This is a genomic window from Sphingobacterium sp. UBA5996, assembly GCF_002429765.1.
In the GTDB taxonomy this organism is placed as follows: Bacteria; Bacteroidota; Bacteroidia; order Sphingobacteriales; family Sphingobacteriaceae; genus Sphingobacterium.
This window is the reverse complement of sequence record NZ_DJAS01000023.1, coordinates 113,853-137,360: the sequence shown is the minus strand read 5'-3', so window position 1 is coordinate 137,360 and position 23,508 is coordinate 113,853. Positions and strand designations below refer to the sequence as shown.

The 23,508-nt window shown below is 41.2% G+C and carries 13 protein-coding genes; 6 read left to right on the top strand and 7 right to left on the bottom strand.

Annotation, left to right across the window (positions count from 1 at the left end; genetic code table 11):
• Nucleotides 1-106 precede the first annotated feature (106 nt).
• From B3E00_RS17495 to B3E00_RS17475, 5 genes are all read left to right on the top strand, one after another.
• Entirely contained in the window at nt 107-1,294 is a 1,188-nt protein-coding gene (locus B3E00_RS17495; protein WP_293939518.1) for an ROK family protein, read from the top strand.
• Between the two features lie 3 nt (nt 1,295-1,297).
• The gene (locus B3E00_RS17490; RefSeq protein ID WP_293939516.1) at nt 1,298-4,630 is read left to right on the top strand and encodes a SusC/RagA family TonB-linked outer membrane protein; all 3,333 of its coding nucleotides are present in this window, start codon (nt 1,298-1,300) and stop codon (nt 4,628-4,630) included.
• A 10-nt stretch (nt 4,631-4,640) separates the two neighbouring features.
• The gene (locus B3E00_RS17485) at nt 4,641-6,221 is read left to right on the top strand and encodes a SusD/RagB family nutrient-binding outer membrane lipoprotein (RefSeq protein ID WP_293939514.1); all 1,581 of its coding nucleotides are present in this window, start codon (nt 4,641-4,643) and stop codon (nt 6,219-6,221) included.
• A gap of 72 nt (nt 6,222-6,293) precedes the next feature.
• Nucleotides 6,294-7,730, top strand: a complete 1,437-nt coding sequence (locus B3E00_RS17480) for an alpha-L-fucosidase (protein ID WP_293939512.1) — start codon at nt 6,294-6,296, stop codon at nt 7,728-7,730.
• A 160-nt stretch (nt 7,731-7,890) separates the two neighbouring features.
• Nucleotides 7,891-8,925, top strand: a complete 1,035-nt coding sequence (locus tag B3E00_RS17475) for a sialidase family protein (protein WP_209578674.1) — start codon at nt 7,891-7,893, stop codon at nt 8,923-8,925.
• Between the two features lie 226 nt (nt 8,926-9,151).
• Here B3E00_RS17475 and B3E00_RS17470 read toward each other — a convergent pair whose 3' ends face one another.
• From B3E00_RS17470 to B3E00_RS17440, 7 genes are all read right to left on the bottom strand, one after another.
• Nucleotides 9,152-11,515 (bottom strand): glycoside hydrolase family 3 N-terminal domain-containing protein, encoded by a 2,364-nt coding sequence (locus tag B3E00_RS17470; RefSeq protein WP_209578675.1) that lies wholly within the window; start codon nt 11,513-11,515, stop codon nt 9,152-9,154.
• 133 nt (nt 11,516-11,648) lie between these two features.
• The gene (locus B3E00_RS17465; RefSeq protein ID WP_209578676.1) at nt 11,649-12,488 is read right to left on the bottom strand and encodes a glycerophosphodiester phosphodiesterase family protein; all 840 of its coding nucleotides are present in this window, start codon (nt 12,486-12,488) and stop codon (nt 11,649-11,651) included.
• Nucleotides 12,489-12,515: 27 nt separating this feature from the next.
• Nucleotides 12,516-13,709, bottom strand: coding sequence for a purple acid phosphatase family protein (locus tag B3E00_RS17460; RefSeq protein ID WP_209578677.1), 1,194 nt, complete (start codon nt 13,707-13,709; stop codon nt 12,516-12,518).
• A gap of 66 nt (nt 13,710-13,775) precedes the next feature.
• The gene (locus tag B3E00_RS17455) at nt 13,776-15,428 is read right to left on the bottom strand and encodes a SusD/RagB family nutrient-binding outer membrane lipoprotein (RefSeq protein ID WP_209578678.1); all 1,653 of its coding nucleotides are present in this window, start codon (nt 15,426-15,428) and stop codon (nt 13,776-13,778) included.
• A 12-nt stretch (nt 15,429-15,440) separates the two neighbouring features.
• Nucleotides 15,441-19,094 carry a SusC/RagA family TonB-linked outer membrane protein gene (locus B3E00_RS17450; RefSeq protein WP_293939508.1) on the bottom strand — a complete coding sequence of 1,218 codons (3,654 nt, stop codon included), beginning with the start codon at nt 19,092-19,094 and terminating at the stop codon, nt 15,441-15,443.
• Nucleotides 19,095-19,210: 116 nt separating this feature from the next.
• The gene (locus B3E00_RS17445) at nt 19,211-20,191 is read right to left on the bottom strand and encodes a FecR family protein (protein ID WP_209578680.1); all 981 of its coding nucleotides are present in this window, start codon (nt 20,189-20,191) and stop codon (nt 19,211-19,213) included.
• A 62-nt stretch (nt 20,192-20,253) separates the two neighbouring features.
• Complete coding sequence (locus tag B3E00_RS17440; RefSeq protein ID WP_209578681.1) at nt 20,254-20,874, bottom strand: RNA polymerase sigma factor; 621 nt, start codon at nt 20,872-20,874, stop codon at nt 20,254-20,256.
• A 574-nt stretch (nt 20,875-21,448) separates the two neighbouring features.
• Between B3E00_RS17440 and B3E00_RS17435 the strand changes: the two genes are divergently transcribed.
• On the top strand, nt 21,449-23,374 hold the full coding sequence (locus B3E00_RS17435; RefSeq protein ID WP_209578682.1) for a heparinase II/III domain-containing protein: 1,926 nt from the start codon (nt 21,449-21,451) through the stop codon (nt 23,372-23,374).
• Nucleotides 23,375-23,508 lie beyond the last annotated feature (134 nt).

Sequence of the window (23,508 nt, the reverse complement as noted above, 5' to 3'; positions counted from 1 at the left end):
GAAATCAAAACTTTTTAAAAAAAAACAAAAAGTTTTTGGAACTTACTTTTTTTTTAACATATCTTTAACGAAAGTTTAACCGACTTCTACTAACCATTCATTTACAATGGAAAACGAGATATTAATAAACCTTTATGTTGAATCGATGCTATCAATTGCTGATCTTGCTAAAAAGATAGCGAAAAGCACTCCCTCTGTAACTAAGGTTGTTAATCACTTAATTGAGCAAAATATAATAGTTGAATGTGGATTTGCAGAGTCAACTGGTGGACGCCGACCGATTCAATATACAATAAATGAAAACTCAGACAACTATATTCTTTCAATAGCATGCGATCAGTATTTTACAACAATCTCGATTTCTGATTTGCATAATAAGGTGATTGCAGAATATCGAGATATAGCAGTAGAATTAAAAGAAAAATCTTCGCTAGATACCATACTAAATCGTGCAGAGGAATTAATCCAAAAATCTACGATATCACTTGAAAACTTTATAGGTATTGGCGTCAGTATACCTGGATTTGTCAACAGCGAATTAGGCATAAATGAATCTTACCCCAAAGCTCATGGTCTATTTAATCTTAAGCACAATATTGAGAAAAGATTTAATATACCAACTGTGATAGAGAATGATTCTCGATGTATTGCGTTGGCAGAAAAACAATTGGGAATAGCCAAAGACCTTACCAGCTCTTTAATTATTAACCTTAACTGGGGTGTTGGACTGGGGATAATCATCAATAACACTATATTTAAAGGAACCGCTGGGTACGCGGGGGAATTTAGCCACATCCCCTTAGCAGATAACCAAATGCTCTGCTCTTGCGGCAAAAGGGGATGCCTAGAGGTTGTAGCATCACTCAATGCTGCGATAAAATATGTCGAGAATGATATTGAGAATGAGCAATACTCAATTTATAGCACTTTTATAAATAGTAACGACAATAAACTTGAAGCATTGTTTGATTCGATCAGAGTAGGTGATCAAGTTGCTATAAATAATATAGGAAAAATTGGCTATATGCTTGGAAAAGGTATTTCGACCTTAATTCATATTTTAAATCCGAAACAGATATTGATCAGCGGCCGTGGCGCTGAAGTTGGTCATATATTAGAACCGCATATTCAAATTGCGCTAAATGAATTTTGCATACCTGAGATTGCCAAAACAACACATTTGGCAATCTCTGAACTTCATAAAGATGCGCAAATAAAAGGTACAATGTGCCTCGTTGTAGAAAACCTAATACACCGAATATTTAAATCTAATTACACACAAATTAATCAGTAGAATATGAGTCTATTTTACAAAAAAACTGCAGGATTAGCGTTATGTACACTTTTTAGTGCGACATCGCTTTATGCGCAGCAAAGCATTTCTGGAATAGTTTCAGATGCGAAGGGACCTGTATCCGGGGCAACAGTTTCTGTAAAAGGAACAACTCGCGGTACGCAAACCGGAAGTAATGGGTCATTTACGATCCAAGCATCGCCGGGCGAAGTCTTACGGGTATCTATTGTTGGATACAAATCACAAGAAATAACTGCTGGTTCTTCAAAAACACTTAATATTAAATTAACTGAAGATGCTTCCGCTTTGGACGAAGTTGTGGTAACAGCAATGGGAATAAAACGCGCTCCAAAAGAACTAGGTTATGCAATGAGCACAGTTGATTCTAAAGAACTAACAAAAACCGGTTCTCCAAATTTTGCTGGAGCATTATATGGAAAAGCGCCAGGAGTACGTATTTCTGCCGCACCTGGGGGCGCAACATCAGGAATTAACATTAATATCCGCGGTACTAACTCAATCACAGGAAATTCACAGCCCTTGGTAATTATTGATGGAGTCCCCATGAGGCAATCGTCTTTCAACAATTCCGATTATTGGGGAGACCAACGAGCAAGAGGGAATGGTCTGGAAGATCTCAACCCTGAGGATATTGAAAACATTAGTATTCTGAAAGGTGCTTCTGCAGCTGCATTGTATGGTTCCGAAGCTATGAACGGTGTTGTATTGGTAACGACAAAATCTGGAAAAGCTGGCAAAGGATTCTCTGTTGATTTCAATGCTACGTATACACATGACCAAATTGCTTACTTACCTAGATTTCAAGACGTGAGAGGCCCGGGATATTCAAAAGCATATCAAAATGACAAACAATCTGACGATATGTTTTTTTACTATAACAATAACCAAGCAGTAGGTGGAGTAACAAGAGGTGTCATGAGCACTGGTCTCAATTTTGGTCCATTATTTGATGGAAAAGATATTATTTCTTGGGATGGTAAAGTTCGACCATATTCTGCTCAAAACTCTTACAACAAGTTTTTCAACAATCCTAACAATAGCATATTTAATTTAGCTATTGGTAATACAACTGAAAATTCGAATATCAGATTCTCACTAACACGTCAAGATAACCAAATGACTGCTTTAGAATCTTATAACAAGAAAAATATTGCCAATTTAAATGCAAGTTTCACGCTTTGGAAAAACTTTAAGAACGACGTAGTTGTAAATTTTGTAAATCAACATACTCATAATAGACCTTTTCTAACAGATCGGTTAATCAACAATTTTACGGGCATGATTTCTACGTTTGATAATCCAGAATGGTATTTGGATAAATATCAAACTAGTTTAGGATATAAATATGTGATCGAATCAGCAACTGCTCAAAGTTTAACACCATCAGAAAATATACGTTATAATGGATACCGTGGTGATGTATTAGAATATATTTGGAATTCAAAAGCCAAACAATATGATGAATATTCTAATCGCCTCATCGGATCTTATACAGCAACGTGGAACGTAACAAATGATTTATCTCTACGTGCCCGTGTTTCTGCCGACGTAACTTCTATGAAAACTGAAGACAAACAACCAAACGAAGTTCCACTCGTATTTGGAAATTCGGGTTTTTTCTCTTTAGGGAACCAAAATGCAAACATCTATTACACCGATTTACTAGCTACTTATAACAAACAGCTAAATAAGGATATAAAAATCGGAGTGATTGGAGGTTATACTGCGACGAGATCAGAAGACGTTTATGTCCAAAATCAAACTGACGGCGGTTTGACTGTAAGAAATTGGTTCGATGTCAATGCTTCGCTGAATCAACCAAAGCGTGAAGATAGATATAACTACAGAAACTATATGCTGCGAGATGCTGTATTTGGTACTTTAAATTTTAATCTAAAGGAATTTTGGAATGTAGAAGGAACGTTGCGTCGTGAACGTATTTCTACTATGCATCCAAAGGACAATGTGCTTTATTACCCTTCTGTAAATTCAAGCTTTATCCTATCCGATGCATTTAAGCTACCTGAGTTTTTCAACTACGCTAAATTACGTGGATCTTGGGGGATAGTTGGTAATTACCCAAGCATTTATCAAAGTGCTTTATCCTATACCCAAAAAACATTGGGAACACAAGCAGATGGCGGTGCATCAGTAATCTATACAACAGTACCAACCACTGCTTTCGGAAACGAAAATATTAAACCAGAAACAAAAAATGAGATTGAATTTGGTCTAGAAACAAGAATGTTAAATGGACGATTAGGTTTAGATGTTACCTATTACAACGGATTGATTAAAGATCAAATTTTAAATTATACTTTACCAATTAGTTCTGGTTCTAACTCAATATTAGCGAATGTTGGTACCCTTCGGAATACAGGATGGGAATTTGCAATCAATGGAACACCTATTCAAAAAGAAAATTTCAAATGGTCTACTACCTTGAATTTTTCTATGAATAAAAATGTTGTTAAAGAATTACCTGGTAATACTGGAACATTACTATTAAGAGATTATGATGGCAATGCTGCGCAACTGGTTGCTAATGTTGGTCAGTCTATGGGTGATATTATGGTTAGACCTATCAAAACTGATGAAAACGGCAATAAAATTGTTTCATCAAATGGTTTATATGAAATAGATGGTGATCGTTGGATTAAAGCAGGAAATGCAATGCCAAAAGCTGTCGGTGGATTTATAAACAATTTCAACTATAAAAACTTTAGTTTGGATCTTTTGATGGATTTTAGACTAGGAGGAAGTGTTATGCCAACCGGCATAAATTGGATGACTAGCAGAGGATTGACTGAAGAAAGCTTGAACTTTATGGATGCCGCTCACGGAGGATTAAGTTATTACATTGCAAACGGTCAAGGAATAGCCACAACCGGAAATACTGGTCCGAATGGTGAAACAGTCTACCATGATGGTATGCTAATGGACGGTAAGTTGGCAGATGGATCCGATAATAATAATATTATCTCGCAATCCACATACTATGTCAATACATATAACTGGGGAGGACCACAATATTCTCAATCGAGATACGAACTTTATGTTCAAAAAAATAATTACTTAAAAATGAGGGAAATATCATTAGGTTATCGTCTTCCCGCTTCTGTAGCATCAAAATTAAAAGCAAAAAATGTACAAATATCTGCATTTGGAAGAAATCTATTCTTTATTTACCGATCAATTAAAGATTTGGACCCTGAACAAATGACCGGGGGGTCAAATTGGGTTAACAGTGTTTCAAATGCGGGTACATCTCCTGCTACTAGAACATATGGTTTAATGCTACGCGCTAGCTTCTAATTTTATGACTATGAAAAAGTACTTTTTATTTGTGGGGCTTATTGCAGCTTCATTAACAACTATAACATCGTGTAAAAAAGATTCTTTTGCAGACGATTATAAAAATCCAGGCAAAGTATCTGAATCAACGCCGGAAAAACAATTTACAGGGATGACCTATGACTTTAGAGCACTCATTATCCCATCATATGGAAATTATTTCATTACACTAAGGCCAACAATTAATCTCTATATTCAAAACCTAGGTTCTATTAACCAAGCAAACCAATTAGTACCAGGTTCTGCTGCAGTTGAAGAACGTTGGAATAAATATTATGCTGGACTCGCACAATATAAAGAATTTGTACGCCTTTACGATGCACTAAGTGAAGAGGACAAAGAACAAAAAAAGGTAATGGCTCTCGCAGCTAAAGTTCTTTTTTATGACCAAACGCAGCAAATGGTTGATCTCGTTGGCGATATACCTTGGTCCGAAGCTGGCAAATTAATGGGCAATGGCGGTAATTATACGATTTCCTATCCTAAATATGATAAGGCTATAGATATATATACAACCATGTTAGACGATCTAAAATCAATCAGTACGGAATTAAGTAAGCTAAGCATACCGAAAAGTTTTAGTAATACCTTCAAAACACAAGATTTAATTAATAACGGAGATCTTGAACTATGGAAAAAATATTGTAATTCCCTCCGTTTGAGAATGCTAACTCGATTGTCAGGTAATTCGCAATTTGCAACAAGATCAAATACCGAACTTGCTGAAATCATCAATAATCAGACAACTTATCCACTGATTCTGACCAATAGTGATAATGCTCAAATAGATATCTTTAACTTAAGTTCTGATATCAAATCAGAAGATATTAAGGGAGCTTTTGAAGCTGATGGATGGACTGCAAATCTAGCAAGCAAATATATGATTGATGAGATGAATCGAATTAAAGATCCACGTCGCCAATTGTTGTTTGAAACCGGTGTAAGAGCAAAAAACGCTTATATTGGACTTGATCAAAGCTTGACATCAGCCGAACAAAATGCTATTGCTAGAGATTCGGTAACAAGTTTTGTTCATAGACATACTATTTCGCGTAATAAATTTTTACCTGGTTTGTTATTCACCGCTTCTGAGGTTAATTTGTTATTGGCCGAGTATTACAGCAGAAATTCAAACAATAGTGCTGCTAAATCTGCATTTGAAAATGCACTGAGGCAGTCTGTGGAACTTTACACTAGCATCAGTAAAAAAAGTGATGACCCGACTGTAGCCGCTGCCGCAATCCCTACAGCGGACGAAATAAACACCTTTGTAAACACCGTTAATTGGGATGCTGCTAACAATAAAATCCAATTGATAGCAACACAAAAATGGCTCCATCTAAATATGTTCCAAGCTGTCGAAAATTGGTCGGAACAAAGACGTTTAGATTATCCAAAATTTGTCATTCCTACTTTCACTTCAGATAGACAAAAAACTGTACCATTCAAATTAACGTTGCCGCAAACTGAGGCAACTTACAATACGGCAAATTATAATGAAGTCAAAGATCAGGATAGCCCAAATGTAAAACTATTCTGGGACGTTAACTAACTCCATTTCACGCTTAATTATAGAAAGCCACCTTAGGTGGCTTTCTTTTTATCACTTTCACTATATTTATACATGCAAAAACTAAAAACCATTATATCCACTGCGTTTATCGCTTCAAGCGCAACCCTAGCGTTCGGCCAGGCACATAACGTATCTGCCGGCTACCAAAAACCGACAGATCCATTAGTGATTGAAAATCTCGAACAATGGCAAGATATGAAGTTTGGACTTTTCATGCACTGGGGAACGTATAGCCAATGGGGTATTGTTGAAAGCTGGAGCTTGTGCCCAGAAGACGAAGGCTGGACACAACGAAAACCAGAGCATGGAGCGACCTACAACGAGTATGTAAAAAATTACAACAATCTACAGACTACCTTCAATCCTACCGATTTCAACCCACAAAAGTGGGCTGATGCCGCTAAAGGCGCCGGAATGAAATACGTGGTCTTCACCACAAAACATCACGATGGGTTTGCGATGTTCGACACCAAGGAGTCCGATTATAAGATCACGTCTTCTAAAACACCGTTTTCGACTAATCCGAAAGCAAATGTGACCAAAGAAATTTTTAATACATTTCGCAACGACGGTTTTAAAATCGGTGCATATTTTTCAAAACCTGATTGGCACACAGATTTTTACTGGTGGAGTTACTTTCCTCCAAAAGACCGTAATGTAAACTATGATCCTCAAAAACACCCGGATCGCTGGGAAAAATTCAAAAACTATACCTATAACCAGATCAACGAATTAACCTCAGAATATGGAAAAGTTGATATCCTTTGGTTAGATGGAGGCTGGGTACGCCCTTTTAAAACAATTGATCAGTCTGTCGATTGGCAAAGAACAATCAAAGTGGAACAAGATATCGACATGGACCGCATCGGTAATATGGCGAGAAAAAATCAACCCGGAATTATTGTCGTAGATCGTACTGTACCCGGAAATTGGGAAAATTATGTTACCCCCGAACAAGCGATTCCTGAACATCCTTTGGATATTCCATGGGAAAGCTGCATTACAATGGGTGATTCGTTCAGCTATGTTCCCAACGACAACTACAAACCAACCAAGAAGCTTGTAGAAACATTGGTGAAAATCATTTCCCGTGGCGGAAACTACCTATTAAACATAGCGCCTGGCCCTAATGGAGACTACGACCAAGCGGCTTACGATCGCTTGAACGAACTGGCAGCCTGGATGAAAATCAATCAAACTGCCGTGTTTGCAACACGGACCATTGCCCCATATCACCAAGGTGACTATTACTACACCCGAAGCAAGGACAGTAAAGTGGTCAATGTATTCCATCTTTCTGAAGGTGATGCTTACCAACAGCCGAATGAATACGTTTTCGAAGTACCTGATAATTTTAATGTAAAAAAAATTGCTATTTTAGGTCATAAAGGTAAATTAGACTGGTCTCAGCGTGGTAACCAAATTACATTGAGAAGCCCCGGCACACGATTTAACTATGCTACCGCAATCCAATTGCAAAGCAAATAGAATAAAATTGCGCTGCATTAAAAGCAGCGCAATTTTAACATTTTATAAAGTCACCAGTTAGGAGTGACCGCCTGTACATTTTGAACCCCAAAAGCTTCTGCACAGGCAAAAGAAAATGATACTTAAACCAACGAGTCAGGTTTTTAAACCTTCAATTCCAATGAAAAAAATCACCGTACTTTCGACACTATTCGCGCTGCTCCTATCTTCTTGCGCCACCTACAAACCACAAATTCTCCGTTCAGAACAAATTTTCCAGGCAGGTGAGGTTCCATTCAAGCAATGCCATGCATCCACCATTCAAGTCATCGGAAAAGACAGTTTATTGGCAGCCTGGTTTGGCGGCACACACGAATCTAACACCGACGTGGTTATCTGGAGCTCCCTATATCACCATGGGCAATGGCAGCCTCCTGTACAGATTGCAGACGGCATCTTTGGCGATACCCGCTTTCCAACATGGAACCCGGTCTTCTATCAATACCCACACAGCGACACCCTCTCTTTATATTATAAAATAGGGCCCAACCCGAGAGAATGGAAGGGGTACGTTAAACATTCGCTAGATAAGGGTACTAGCTGGTCGGAGGCGCAACAATTGCCTGAAGGTATATTAGGACCTATCAAAAACAAGCCTATCACCTTGAATAACGGTCTGCTTCTCTCCCCTTCCAGCACGGAATCCAAGGAAGAAATTTGGAAAGCACACGTCGAAATTAGCCGGGATCATGGCCGCTCGTGGTCCGTCAGTCCGATTCGCCCTGATACAAGTGTCCAGGTGATTCAACCCAGTATCATCCAACATGCCGATGGCCGTATTCAGGTGCTCTGTCGAAGTAAAGAAAATAAGGTAATGGCGGCTTTTTCAAGAGATCAGGGCCTTACATGGAGCCCTTGGGAAGCAACCAATTTACTCAATCCAAATTCAGCCACTGATGCTATTCGTCTGAAAAATGGCCTCTTTATGATCGTCTTCAACCCGTCAATCGCTGGCAACGACTGGTGGGAAGGACGCACAAAACTCCATGTCGCCATATCGAAGGATGGTTTACTGTGGAAAGATGTCTTAACCCTCGAAGATGGGGTAAAGAACGACGAGTATTCTTATCCAACAATCATTCAGGACGCCAATGGTCTAATCCATATTACGTATACGTGGAACAGGAAAAATATTAAGCATATTGTACTGAGGTAACTTTCTTGATCAGAAACAGCAGCAGTAGATCCGACCAGGAAGCCAAGCTATCGATACAGCAAAAAGAGACTGTCTAACATTTAATCTAAATCGCTGTAGATCGGATATTCGAAATAGTACAGGAGTTTGAAATGACACAGTAGGTAGTTTCAACGACCAACATTAAAAAAAAATGGGGCGGTCCAAAAAAATTGGACCGCCCCATGTCATATTTCGTGTTTCGAATTTAATAATCCTTTGTTAAAACCGTTTCTCCTTTAAGTCGTATATCATTCGAAGATGCACCAACCAAGAGTTTAAACTTACCTTTTTCTGTCTTCCATTCGTTGCTTGCATTCCAGAGTTTCAGATCTTCTTTGGTCAATTGAAAAGAATAGCTCTCTTTCTTCCCTGCTGTAATATTTCGACGCTCAAAACGCTTCAATTGCATGACTGGCGTCACAACCGAACTCACCTCATCCACCACATATAACTGAGCAACTTCATCGCCAGCCAATTTTCCCGTATTAGCAATATCAAACGACACCGTACATGTAAAATCATGCGCAGACTCATTCAAAGAAATCTGTAAATTAGAGTACTCAAAACTGCTGTAGCTCAATCCATAGCCAAACGGATATAATGGACTGGCCGACATTTCTACATAGTCGTGATGTTTCGGTTTTGTATGATTGTAATGTACTGGTAGCTGCCCAACAGACCGAGGTACTGAAATCGGTAATCTTCCTGCGGGATTGTAGTCGCCAAACAAGACATCTGCAATAGCCAAGCCTCCTTCCTGTCCTGGATACCAAGCATTCACTATCGCAGGCACATGCTCTGCTGCCCAATTCAGGTTTAACGGTCTCCCCATAATTGTTACAAGTACAACGGGTTTTCCTGTTGCCTGTATTGCCTGCATCAACTTGATCTGATCGCCCATCATATCTAGCGAAACGCGGTCAAAGCCCTCTCCACTCTCCATATCACTCACGGTATTGGGGTCCACATTGGCTGCTCCGGTTGCCTGATAGGAGGTTTTAAAATCACGTGCGCTTGAACCTCCTAAAACTAAAATCACCGCATCAGCCTCTTTAGCAGCTGCTACGGCTCCAGCGATATCCGAATGACTTGTATCCCGTATTGCACAGCCTTTAACATAATCAATTTTGGTACTTTTACCAACTGCAGACCGGATTCCCATTAAGAGGGTCTGAATTTTACCGTCGGCCTGTGGCGCGGTATAATCGCCCAACTGATTATAAGCATTGTCAGCATTAGGACCTATAACGGCTATTCGATTCAACGATTTACTCAACGGTAGAAGTTGCTGATCATTTTTTAGCAAAACAATCGACTCGCGGGCTACTTGCCTCGCAAGCATTTTATGCTGTGGTGTAGCGACTTTTTGAGCAACTAATTTCTCATCCACATAAGGTTGATCAAAAAGGCCAAGATTGAACTTCATCCGCAATACACGGGCAACTGCCGTATCGAGAACAGCAGATTCAACAAGCCCTTGCCGCACAGCCTTAAGCAAATTTGAACCATAGCCAGTCCCGCTTAAATCAACATCCAATCCCGCATGAATACTTTGCGAAGCAGCATCTTCGCCAGTAGCAGCAGTAGCGTGACCGCCGTTGAGACCCGATATGCTCAATAAATCCGACACAACAAAACCGGTAAATCCCCAGTCTTTACGTAGAACGTCTTTTAACAACCAAGGATTGGCTGAACAAGGAATACCGTCAATACTGTTATATGCAGTCATGACCGACCCAGCGCCTGACTTTACAGCACGCTCAAAAGGCGGAAGGAAATATTGCCTGAGGCTACGCTCGCCAAATGATACGGACTCGCCATTGTGTCCTCCATCTGGAGCAGCGTAGGCGACAAAATGCTTTAATGTACCTATTATTTTATCGCGTTGCCCTAACTTCTCGCCCTGAAAACCACGGATCATTGCAGTTCCCATTTGTCCAATTAGGTAGGGATCCTCACCATAAGTTTCTTCCGTACGTGACCAACGGGGATCTCGCGCTAAATCAAGCACAGGACCGTATCCGTTTTTACCGCCCACTGCATAGGTCTCCTTAGCAATCGTCGATGCCATATCCTGAATCAACTGTGGATTCCAGGTACTCGCTTGCCCAATAGCAGTAGGGAAAACGGTTGCACCAATGGCCATATGTCCGTGTGGCGCCTCCTCAGACAATAATAACGGAATCCCCAGTCGTGTACTATCCACCATATAACGTTGGATCGCATTTGTAGCACGCGCAGCTTCTACCGGGCTCAAACCATTCAATAAGGTTTTCTGTGTCCAAGGATCGGCTCGCAATGTCGCCCACAATAACCCAATATGCTGCTCTTTTGCTGCTTTCCGTAGTTTATTGCTAATCGTTACCTGCTTTCCATCTTTCGTATACATTTCCCAGCCAAGTAATTTACTCAACTGCCCGACCTTCTCCTCCACAGTCATTCTTCCCAATAGATCACTTACCCTCTTTTCGGTAGGTAAAGTACGGTTTTTATACGGAAATTGTTGGGCTTGAAGTTGTGGACAGAGCAATGTTCCCATTGCGGCCAAAAGTAATATACGGACTTTCATAAGTGGATTGTTATTTTTCTATTTCTATGCTTTATCATGGCCCGGATTAGCACATCACTAGGCTATGCAACCGGTTTCCAAAACACTAAATTAACGATTTAGCATCAATAATCAAGTTAAATTTTGATTCCCCTTAGAGCACTTCACGCCACAGACCTGGCTGGTCGGTCTGAATGAGACGCACAAACGGATATTTTTCCAAGAAAGACCGATAAGCCATGCTTCCACTCTTTGCCGCTTGATCGTCATATTCCCCCAAACTATTCATCCAAAAATAAATACCCTGTTTGCGCAGCTGGTCGAGTTCTTCGGTTTCTATAAACGACTCATCAAGATGGACAACCGTCGTTAATTTCATCTTGAGTATAGCCGCTAGGTCAGCTATGCTACGTGCTCTGGGGAACAGCGTAATCGTGGGATTGAGTTTGTAAGTCTTCGGCATGTCTTTGTAATCGTAAAGGAAAAACAGTACTTGGTCTTCCATCCCCTCCTGTTCAATAAGCGTATAAGTTGTCTTCACAAATTCTTTCCGATCCTCCTTAAAATCCAGATCAACAAGGATTTTACCCTTTGCTACACGCAAAGCTTCTGATAAGGTCGGAATCACATGTTCCGATTCTCCTCCATGGGCCTGGGTGCGTAAGTGGAGCTTTTGAAGCTCAGCATAGGTATGTTTGGCGACCTCTCCTTGTCCCGTTGTCGTACGGTTCACTGTTTTATCATGCATCAGCACCAGTACACCGTCTTTGCTGGCCCGTACATCGACCTCTACGACGGAAGCTCCTTGTCGAATGGCCTCTTCAATCGCAGCAATTGAGTTTTCTGGCTGTTTCAAATGAGCGCCCCGGTGCGCTGCAATGTGAACACTTTGTTGATTTAACTTTTTAATCAAATCAGCCGACTGACCATATACCGCTGTTGTCAAACTCACTATCATACTCAGTAAGATAGCAGAAAATAAAATCTTTTTCATTGCTATATAGCTCTTTTTTCAAAACTTCTATTTTTTTGTCATTTCAAAAGAATCAAACAGCTGACCATTCAGCATGTAGCTTGAAAAATACAGCTTATTGTTGTTCAGTTTAATGACCTGATATAGTTGCGTCTGTGAGGTTGCGCGATCCATCCAGCGTTCGGAATCTGACGCATACATTTTCGGTCCGGCGACGGATAAAACGTAAATAGGACGCTTTTTACCAAGCCCTCCACGTGCATAGGTATGATCATGTCCCTGAAGGACCAAATCCACTCCATATTTCTCAAAAATAGGTTTAAAGCGTTCTCTCAAGATGGTATTGTCACGATTTTTAGCCGTAGAGTATACGGGATGGTGCATGACAACAATGTTCCATTTTTTTGGTGATGATGACAACACATTCTCCAGCCATTTTTCCTGCACTGCTGCTGCGGTGGAGTCTAGCATTATCAATTGAGAATTTAGGGAAATGATTCGCAGATCCTGATAATCCAAATAATAAACAGCATCCTGCATGTTCTCAGGGCCATTCTTAGGCAAGTTGAACTGTACTTTCCAATGCGGATCCAATACCAGTTTGCCAAGCGAGTCGCGGCGGTACTCGTGATTCCCAGGTGTTGGGATAGCCGGAATTAGCTGATGTATAAATCCTGCGGCCTCATGCCATTCTGCCCACTCTTCGTCGGCATTCGAGCGATTGATCAGGTCGCCGGCATGAACAATAAAGCGAGCATTCGCTTCCTGTTGAAAAGCACGACGGATGGCACGTGCCCATCGTGACCGTAGGTCATTCTGCGCATCGCCCAAATAGATAAACGAAAAGGCGCCAGAATTCTCCGCAGTTCTGAATTGATTCCAGGAACTCCAAATGGTGCCATCTCCTACCCGATAGGCATAGACGGTTCCGGGTTTCAGGTCACGGAAGGTTACCTGTCCATAGGTATCGGCTTGTTGCCCTTGCTCGAGAGACACTCCTATTCCCTGTACTGAAATCGCTTTTGCTTCAAGTTCAGGATTACGCTGTTCTTCAACAACCTGACCAATAATTTTAGTCTTATCGGCATTGACACGCCACGAAACAGACTGCGTGTGGCTGGGATCATCGGACCAGGTCAATGTAATCCGGTCTGGCTGTTTATACGCGTTGGCGGTCTGGCTTTTTGCTTCAAATAAAGTACAGCAAACGCCGATGACAAGTAGAATATGTTTTATTTTCATTTTTATATTGATTTTATAAGCGATTGAACCGCTTGTTTTACTGACTTTCCATTTTACGATCAGTACTTACCATGGCTTATTAGTTCCTTGTAGTAACCAAGTTTTTGACCATGCACTATTTTCATTATCTGCCTGTGAATATGCTGTCTTTTCAATACGCTTTAAGGCCTCTTCTGCATTTTTTTGATTCACACTCATTTCGGTTTGCATATAAGGCACACGCACAGGAAGTTGTGTACGAATAGCTGCGGGCCCTGCTTTGAGTGCAGGATATCCCGTCCTTCTATAATCAAACCACGATTGTGCGGCAGTAGACCAGCTTGCGATCCATTTTTGTTCAATAATTTGCGCTTGGCTATTTTCAAAAATTACCCCTTTCTGACGGATATAATTGGAATATTCTGTTGCCTTACCCCAACTGGTCAAAGATTCTTGAATGGCACGCTCATAATAGGTTTTAGCTGCCTCAGGCATCTTCCATCCTTTCCAGGCGGCCTCCGCTAAAATGAAATTTACTTCTGAAGCCGAAAGTAGTCTCGCCTTCAATAAACCTCCTTTTGCCGAGCGATAGCTATCATTTAGGTAAGAAACATGTGGATTGATTGAAGTCTGCCCCGGCGTCGGATTAAGGTTGTAAGCCGAGGGATTTTTAGAAACACTTGGCGGCAATCCAACATATTCTTTGTCTGTATCAACAGGTACCCCTTTGACTATGTCAGGCGACACAATACGAACACCGTTGACGATCTTATCTGTCCCTGAGGGTTCACTACTGCGGATCTCAATGGGGATATCAATTTTTCTTGCCCAAACCATTAGACGAGGGTCGCCAAGCTCCTGTAGTCGATCGACCAATGTTGCACACATTTTCATTCGTCTAAAATTACTGCCGCTGGCATCATACAACGTATTGGAAGGCCAGGAATCATTCGCATTATTTCCAACAAAATCCATGAGTACATCATCCGTCGAACTAGTAATTAATGGAAATTTGTCTGTATTGGCAAGCATACTTTCAATACCCTGTTTGGCAAAAGCCGGAGACTTTTCCGAAAGACGCATGTAATACCGCAAAGCTAACGAGTTGGCAAATCGCCGCCATTTAGAAGCCTTACCTCCAAAATACACATCCGCATTGGCTAGCACCTCATAAGAGGCATCAGGCCGCGATAGGATTTCATTAGCCTGTAACAATTCGTCGATTATACCGCTGTAAATAACTTCCTGGCCGTCATATTTCGGAAAATTATATACTGCATCTCCGAGTTCCGCCTTTAACGCGTCGGTATAAGGCGCATCCCCCCAAAGATCACTCACCAGTCCAAATAAATAGGCGCGCATCACCAACGAAACTCCTTTATGGAAATCCAGTCCTAATTTCTCCGCTCGTCTGCGCATAAGCTCATTGTCCCGTAAAAAGCCATAATAAGCATCCCAGCTCAAAATTCCCCCAGTCCATTCATAATCATTATGTGAATTGAACCAGGCATCTAATTGCGTATGCTGCATCACTCCGCCAAGATCTGAGAAACTTAGTTCATTATATTTCTTTGCCGCCCCTGTTAATATTGTTGGCAATAAAAGATTGGGATTTGCATCCTCTTCACTTACCCCATTCGGATTAATATTAAGTTCGGTCAGATCTTTACAAGCTGAAATATTCCATACGATTCCAAGGCCCACTAACGCCATGGTAAAGCGCTTCAACTGATTTTTCATTTATGTCGTGTATTAAAATGTCACATTTACTTTAAATCCAATAGGCATGGACCAAGGGGTAACGTTATAGCGTTCAATCCCCTGCTTGAATCCAATACCAGTTTCCGGCTGAAAGGCCATTTCCGGATCTATACCCACTTTCGCTTTAGTCCATAAAATCAGGTTACGGGTATAAACGCCAACACTACCATTTTCGATCCCAACACGTTTCAGCCATTTTCCCGATAAATCATAGCTAAAGGACAGTTCCCGAAGCTTAATAAAAGAGGCATCAAATGTTGCAGCGTTCATAAAATCCCAAGGATAATTGTCCGAATAAGCGATATATTTTGTTCCCTCGGCGCCTAGATTTTCTGTATACCCTGTTACATTGCCTTTCGTATCATATTGCGCGATAACACCGGGATTAAACACCCCAAAATTTCCAACTAGGCCTCCTACGCTGATAGGATAACCGCCATACTCTTCACCAGGTCCACCAACAATGGGATAGCGGTTTCCTTGCACACGGACAAGATCATTATCAACCAAGTAGTTCCGTAACGTTTCGCCGGTCATTCCATTAGGATTGATCATCTGGTCAAGAAAGCGTTGCGTCGTCAAGTTAGATTCGAAATAGCGATAGGTCTGGGACATGAACTTTCCTCCAAAACGCATATCTGCGGCGATATTCATCGTCCATTTTTTATAGCGAAGACTTGACTGCAGACCCATGGTGAAATCTGGATTGAAATTCCCGATTTTATTGCGGCTATTGTTTATCCTTACCGCCTGCCACGAACCATTTTTATTAAGAATAGGAAAACCATAATAAGGTGATGACTGATCCTCCACAGTCACTAACTTAGAATCGTATAGATCCCCGATCTCTTCCCCCACGTAGGCACGTGCGCCACCGCGGCCGTCGGTCCAAAACGTATAAAATTCTACTCCTTCAGAGAGTTTGTCGATACGAGTACGATTGCGGTGCCAATTGACACCAATATCCCATGTCCAATTTTCCTTGGCAATAGGCCGTCCAGATACTGCCAGTTCAATACCTCGGCTACTCAACAAACCGGCATTGATATTTTTGGAGTTGAAGCCGCTTGAACCCGGAAGCGTTGTCGAAATAATTTGGTTTTTGTTTTCCAGTTTGTAATAGGTTCCCTCAAACTTGAGTCGATTATTCCACATACCCAGATCCAGGCCAAACTCGTAAGATGTTGCAATTTCGGGCTTCAGATTGGGAACCAGAAGTGAACCCGAACGTGTTAGCCGTAATACGTCACCCCAGCTACCAGGGTTGCTCAAGACGTTGGAAAGATTGTAGGGATACGTGTCATTTCCAACACGTGCAATACCTGCTCTCAATTTTGCTAAATTGATTGTTTTCGGTAAAGAAAACACTTGGTTGGCCAGTACACTCAAGGAGGCCGAAGGATAGAAATAGGACCGATTGTTCACAGGTAAGGTACTAGACCAGTCGTTGCGCCCGGTTACATCGAGGTAAACCATATCCCGATAACTTAGATTGATCAGTCCATAAACACTGTTTATGGCTCTTTCAGAAATTGTGCTGTAAAAATCCAGATTGAGTGGACTGATATTAGCCAATGTATAGAGCCCCGGTGTGATGAGTCCAGCGCCATTTTTTGACGTGTTTTGCACCGATTTTCCTCGGTTATAGCGCAGATTTCCACCCAATGAGCCTGTAACCTGAAAAGCATCCAATTTTTTGGTGTAAGTTGTCAGAAAGTCGATATTCTGCTCCATATTCATTAAATTGACAATACCGTATGCCCCTCTCGGTTCGTTGGTGTAACTGTAAGGGATTTTCGTCTCCCTATTTTCCCAATAAATATCTGTTGCATACCGAAGCATTGCAGTCCAGTCTTTTTTGATAGCCCAATCCAACCTCAGGTTGCCAAAGATCCGGTCTCTCGTAAATGCATTGTTCACCCCATAAGCAAGAAAATAGGGATTGTTATGGTTACCGATAGACTGCGAGCGCTGTTGAATCTGTTCCTGTCCCGGCAGCCAATAATCCTGCAAGTCTAGTATATTGATATGTGGAGCAACTTCATAGGCCGCTTGCATCGGATTGGTTCCTCGGTTTCCTGCGGGCCTATTGTTGGCGTTATTTCTACTGGCATCCAATGCTAGTCCCAATGTCAGGCTGTTGCGAAGGCGCATGGTTGAATTAACATTCAAGGTATTTCTGAACAGGTCCGAATTGGGGATAATTCCTTTATTGGCCATATTGGAATAAGAGAAACGATAATCCAGTTTTTCACTTCTGTTGCTCAAGGAAATCCCGTTGGTACTCGTAATCCCTGTTTGAACAAAGTTTTTGATATTATCTGGGTATGCTTTTAATTCGGTCGGGATCGGCTTTCCATTTTCATCAAGGGGGCTATTCCATTGCACAGCTTTATAGCCCTTATCCAGCGCTGGTCCAACCATTACACTCGATTCTTCCTCGATCACCAAATTACCTAGTAGATCACCGGGTCTCCACGGTAAAGTACCACTAGCAAATTTGTTATGCAATTCAATAAATTTATAAGGAATATCAAATACCGTATTACTTGTAACGGCAATTGTCATCTTCTCTGCATTTTTGCCACTTTTGGTGGTGATCAGCACCACGCCATTCCCTGCGCGTGAGCCGTAAAGCGCGGCTGCGCTAGGTCCTTTCAAGATAGAAATATTGTCGATATCTTCGGGATTGATATTGGCAATTGCATTACCATAATCGACTTTATTATCATCACCGATCTGACCGATATTATTTAAACTGTTCATCAAGGGTACACCATCCACTACAAACAGCGGCTGGTTGTCTGTACTCAGCGATGACGCTCCACGAATCACCATATTCACGCTTGAGCCAGTGGGCCCTGTCGCGCTAATCGATACGCCGGGCACTTTACCTGCCATACCAACCAAAAAATTATCGTTATTGACGCGATTGATGTCCTCACCTTTGATTTTACCAACGGAATAACCCAATGAGCGGTCCTGACGTTTGATGCCCAACGCCGTCACAACGACCTCATCCAGCTCGTTGTCATCTTCATTTAAGATCACTTGACGTACAGCTGCTGCACCGGCATCGAGCTTCAGACCAGTCAATTCTTTCAGTTCATAGCCAATGTGGGATATCAGTACATTGTACACGCCCGCAGCCAATTTGATGGTTACTTCACCATCTGCATTAGACAAAGCACTTTCTCCCGTGAGCGGGATACGCACAGAGGCTCCGCGAATTGGCTGTTTGGTGCGATCGACCAACTGTAACTTCAAGTCATACAGCTCTTGTTTATTCCCATTTTTAACAAGTACGACACCTCCTAACACTCTTTTTGATTGAATGTTTGTTCCTTTCAGGATATACGCAAGAACTTCCTCGAAACTCGCATGCTGAAATGTCTTTTGTGCAATTGAAATTCGCTCTAGCTGTAGCATTTTTCTATCATAGCCAATGGCTTGACCTGTTTCTTTTGAAAGCTGTGCTATCGCCTGAGCGGCATTACCATTCAAGAGATGGATATTGATCGTATCCCAATGTGCGGCGCTGCCCCTATCCAGTACCCTGGCCTGGCTGTCGACTACAGCACAAGACACCAAGGAGCAAAGCGCAAGCTTGGTGGCAAGGCCGGTAAGCTTAATTATTTTATACATATATTTGTATGATTGTTTTAAACAAGAATATTCAGGTGCTCACTGGTTGATTTAGCGGTTTGCCAGATGAGCACTTTTCTTGAGCAGATAACGTATGCTGATCTGCTCCTTACAGCTTATTTGTACAAGATTATTTCATTTTTCTCCCTCCTAAATTTGATTTGATGAATATTGCAAACGATAGTCAGCACCTGATCCAATGATTGTACTTGAGGTATCATCAGCGAATAGTTGAATGAATCGGTATTCAGATTGTCGGTAAGTAGAACAGCTCCAAATCGACGATATATCAACTCTTTAAGCTCCTCAAAGCCAACGTCATTCACGACTATGCTGCCCTGTGTCCAAAGATTGATCAATGCCGGATCTTTATCGAAAGTTTCAAAATGATTTTTAGTAAGGCTATACCTGATGGCCTTACCGCGCGTAAGAATATGGTTTTCCCCATTTTTTTCACTTGAAACACGCACACGCCCGGTTTTAACCTCTATAGTGACATGTTTGGTATACATTGATTTATTGACATTGAACGATGTTCCAAGAACGGCAACAGAAACGCCGCCGGTTTCGATCTTAAATGGATGCAAAGTATCCCTTCTGACCCGAAAGAATGCTTCCCCCTGATCTAACAACAATGTTCTATTTGACGCAAAGCTTTTACGGTCGTAGCGGATACGTGTATTTCCGTTTAAAAAGATAGATGTTCCATCTGGTAGCTGAATTTCTCTCAATTCTCCTGCCCTTGTCCCCTTTTCAGTAAGCAATGCAGCTGTTTCTACTTCTTTTCGAGATAGGATCCCTGGGTTACGCTGTAGCAATAGCAGGCTGCAGCTAAACAGTATCAAAGCCGCCGCTGCTGAAGATAGCCAGGTGAATTTTCTGACCGTCTTCTTTTTGGCCTTGAGCGATGGAGCAACTCCCTCCATACGCAGCAATAATTCACGTTTGATCCTATCCCTGTGACTATCATCAGCAAAGGGCTTACTGTCTTCATTTGAGATGGACTCATACCAGTCGTCCACATGTTGCTTCTCCTGGTCGGTCAACTTTCCGCCAAGGTAATCCGTTATGATAAGTTTAAAGCGTTCTAAATCCACCTGCAATAATTTTATACTAATACAGGTCAGAACATCGAAAGTACTTTAATTAAATATGTTGTTTATATTAAATAATGATGAAGAAAACAACTACCGATAAGCAATAAAAATATAGGATCGTGGTCTGCAAATCTTCGCGTTAATTCACGGCGCATGATCTTTTTGGCTTCCGACAGATAGTTTTTAACAGTCTGTTCTGCGAGATTGAGCTCAACGGCAATTTGAGTGATTGAATAATTGTCAGCCCGCATCAAGTAAACGGCCTTCATCAATTTAGGTAGTTTTTCAATCGAATCATCCACAATTGCTTCCAAGGCTTGATACCTAGCAAAAGCGTGACTGTCTAAATTGGAAAATATATCCATTTTCTCCATGGATTTTTCCAATGCTTGTTTTCGAACACGTTCAGTAGCGTAGTAATTTAGAATTTTGTTTTTGAGTGCTTTATGGAGATAGAATTTTATGGAATCGTATTCACTATTGATGAGCAATCGTTTTTCCCAAATATGAATAAAAACTTCCTGCACAAGATCTTTAGCCTGAGCCTCCTCTTGAAGATGCCGATAAGCGACGATGTATAGCCCCTCCCAATACTGCTCAAAGAAATAGGCAAAGGCCATGGGGTCACCTTCTTTAAAGCGCAGCACATGGTGGTTATCAAATTTGGCTTCGGTAGTGTTCACTTGACAAAGATAGCCCCCGTAGATTATCAAAATGTTAATTTATCGGGAAACTTTTACTTGGATCTAATCTGCAATGAACGTTGTAAAAAAACATCCTAATAATTGTTAATAAACATGTTAATACACTCATATAGAATGGCCTTTTTGTTAAAAACATTTATTCTATCTTATTTTACCAAGGTAGTCAACGTTATGGAAGGCAATACAAAAAAAATGTTAATAAGCTTGTTAATTTACTTATAATGAACAGACTTTTTGTTAATAACTACGTTATAGTGAAAAATACTTAAAATTCGGTCAATTGGCCGAGATCAGAAGCTATCATCCAGCTCATTGTCAGCAAAAGATCCAGTTCATTTTACATTTGGTCTTTCCATTGCTTTCATCGGCCACAACGTAAAGACATCCTAAGCACTGCCTGTTCAGGACAGCGCACACGAAAACGATTTCGGGAAAATGTTATTGAGGATGTTTGGTAATACTGTAAATTCACGCTATAGAAATTCATTTTTTCAAATCCAATTAAAACTAAAATCTACTGGCCGCTAATACCACCAAATTAAGACTTGTAATCATGAAAATTCATTTCATTCTATTATGCTCTCTTTTCAGCGTGTTTTTCCAAACGCTACAAGGAAAAGATCTGAACCTATTGACAGGAGCTTTTAAGCTAGAGCACCTGAAAGCCAATATAGGGAATGACAAATCATGGGTGCCCTATCCGTCTTATTCCGATCGGGTAGCCTGGAATAAGCTGACGGCTCCTTTTAGAGACCGCATCATAAAAAAGGGGAACGAGGCTCTGTCCTATCAATGGCAGGTAGTCAAAGCAACCGACTATCTTGAATACGAGCGCTCAGGCAACCGCAGTATAATGGAAAAACCACTGAATGAAAATTGCACCGCGTTGACCAATCTGCTGCTAGCAGAACTTGCTGAGGGAAAAGGACGGTATGTGGATCAAATCCTGAACGGCAGTTGGCAACTGACAGAAATGGCAACATGGTCTCTCTCAGCCCACCTTGGTGCCTTTCAGTCCAGCAAACGGTCGTTGCCGCAAGAGCGCACAGCAGTGGTCGATCTGATGGCCGGTGATATTGGATCTCTTTTGAGCTGGATTCATTATTTCTTTCGCGATACATTCAATCAAATAAATCCAGCAATCAGCATCCGTTTAAAACAACAGATTCAACTACGCATCATACAACCCTACCTAGACCGGAACGATATGTGGTGGCAGGCATTTGAACTTAAAGAAGGACAATTGGTCAATAATTGGAACCCATGGTGCAATTTTAACGTCCTGACAGCCCTACTTTTGGTTGAGGATAATCCCGACATACAACTTGCAGGAATCTATAAAACGATGTCTTCTGTGGATCGCTTCATCAATTATGTCAAGACAGATGGGGCTTGTGAAGAGGGCCCTTCCTATTGGGGGCATGCTGCAGGCAAGCTTTACGATTACCTAAAAATACTTGCATTAGCTACCAAGGGTAAAATCACTATTTTTGATCAACCTATTATTCGTGATATGGGCGAATACATTGCGCAATCCTATATTGGTGGTGATAAATGGGTCGTCAATTTTGCAGATGCCTCTGCCAAAAGTGCCAGCGATCCATTACTGATTTACCGCTACGGAAGGGACGTCAACAGCAGCGAGATGATGCAATTTGCCCGATATATGGAAAGACTTGGTGACAGAAGCTTAAATTTCAAACCCACAAGAGATATTTTCCGTGTCTTCGAAGACCTCCGATGCTATCCGCAGCTGGAAGATATTACAGCTGCCCTCCCACACAACAATTTTAAATGGTATCCCGAAACACAATTCATTTACCTGAAAAAGGCGCCATTTTTCTTTGCTGCGAAAGGTGGTTTCAACAACGAAAGCCACAATCATAATGATGTTGGAAATTTCATTTTGTATCAGGATCAACAGCCATTATTCATTGATGCGGGTGTTGGCACCTATACAAAAAAAACATTTAGTGCCGACAGATACAGCATCTGGACTATGCAGAGTGCGTACCACAACGTTCCGGCGATCAATGGAACGGATCAATCCTTTGGAAAGGAATATAAAGCCGAAAATGTCGTATTTATGCCTGATCAAAATAGATTCCAGCTTGATATTGGAAAAGCTTATCCAAAATCAGCCAACATCACATACTGGAAGAGAAGTTACACACTTTCGCAAAAAGGATTGGATATTCAGGATGAGTTTAAAATTATTGATCCTAAGCAGGCTAATATCATTCATTTTCTGGTTGCACGGGAACCAAAAATAGGGAACGGAGCCATCAGTCTAAAAAATGTAGGCGCAACTTTGTATTTCGATCCTGCACAGTTCACTGCCAGCTTCGATGTCATTCCACAGGAGGACTCCAGGCTGAATCAGGTATGGGGGAAGGAACTTTATCGCATTAAACTCACCGCTAAAAACATCAATCCGACTGATAAATATAGCTTTACAATTCGTCAAGAGAGTTTATAATAAAAGAATCGTGATATTATGTAACTTCATGGAATTATAAGCCGGAAGTGAAAAAAAGTCCTGCATTTGCGGGCCGAAACCGGGCTTTCTAGACAGCATTTTTAATGCTGCTGACACGGGAAATCAATTTTCGG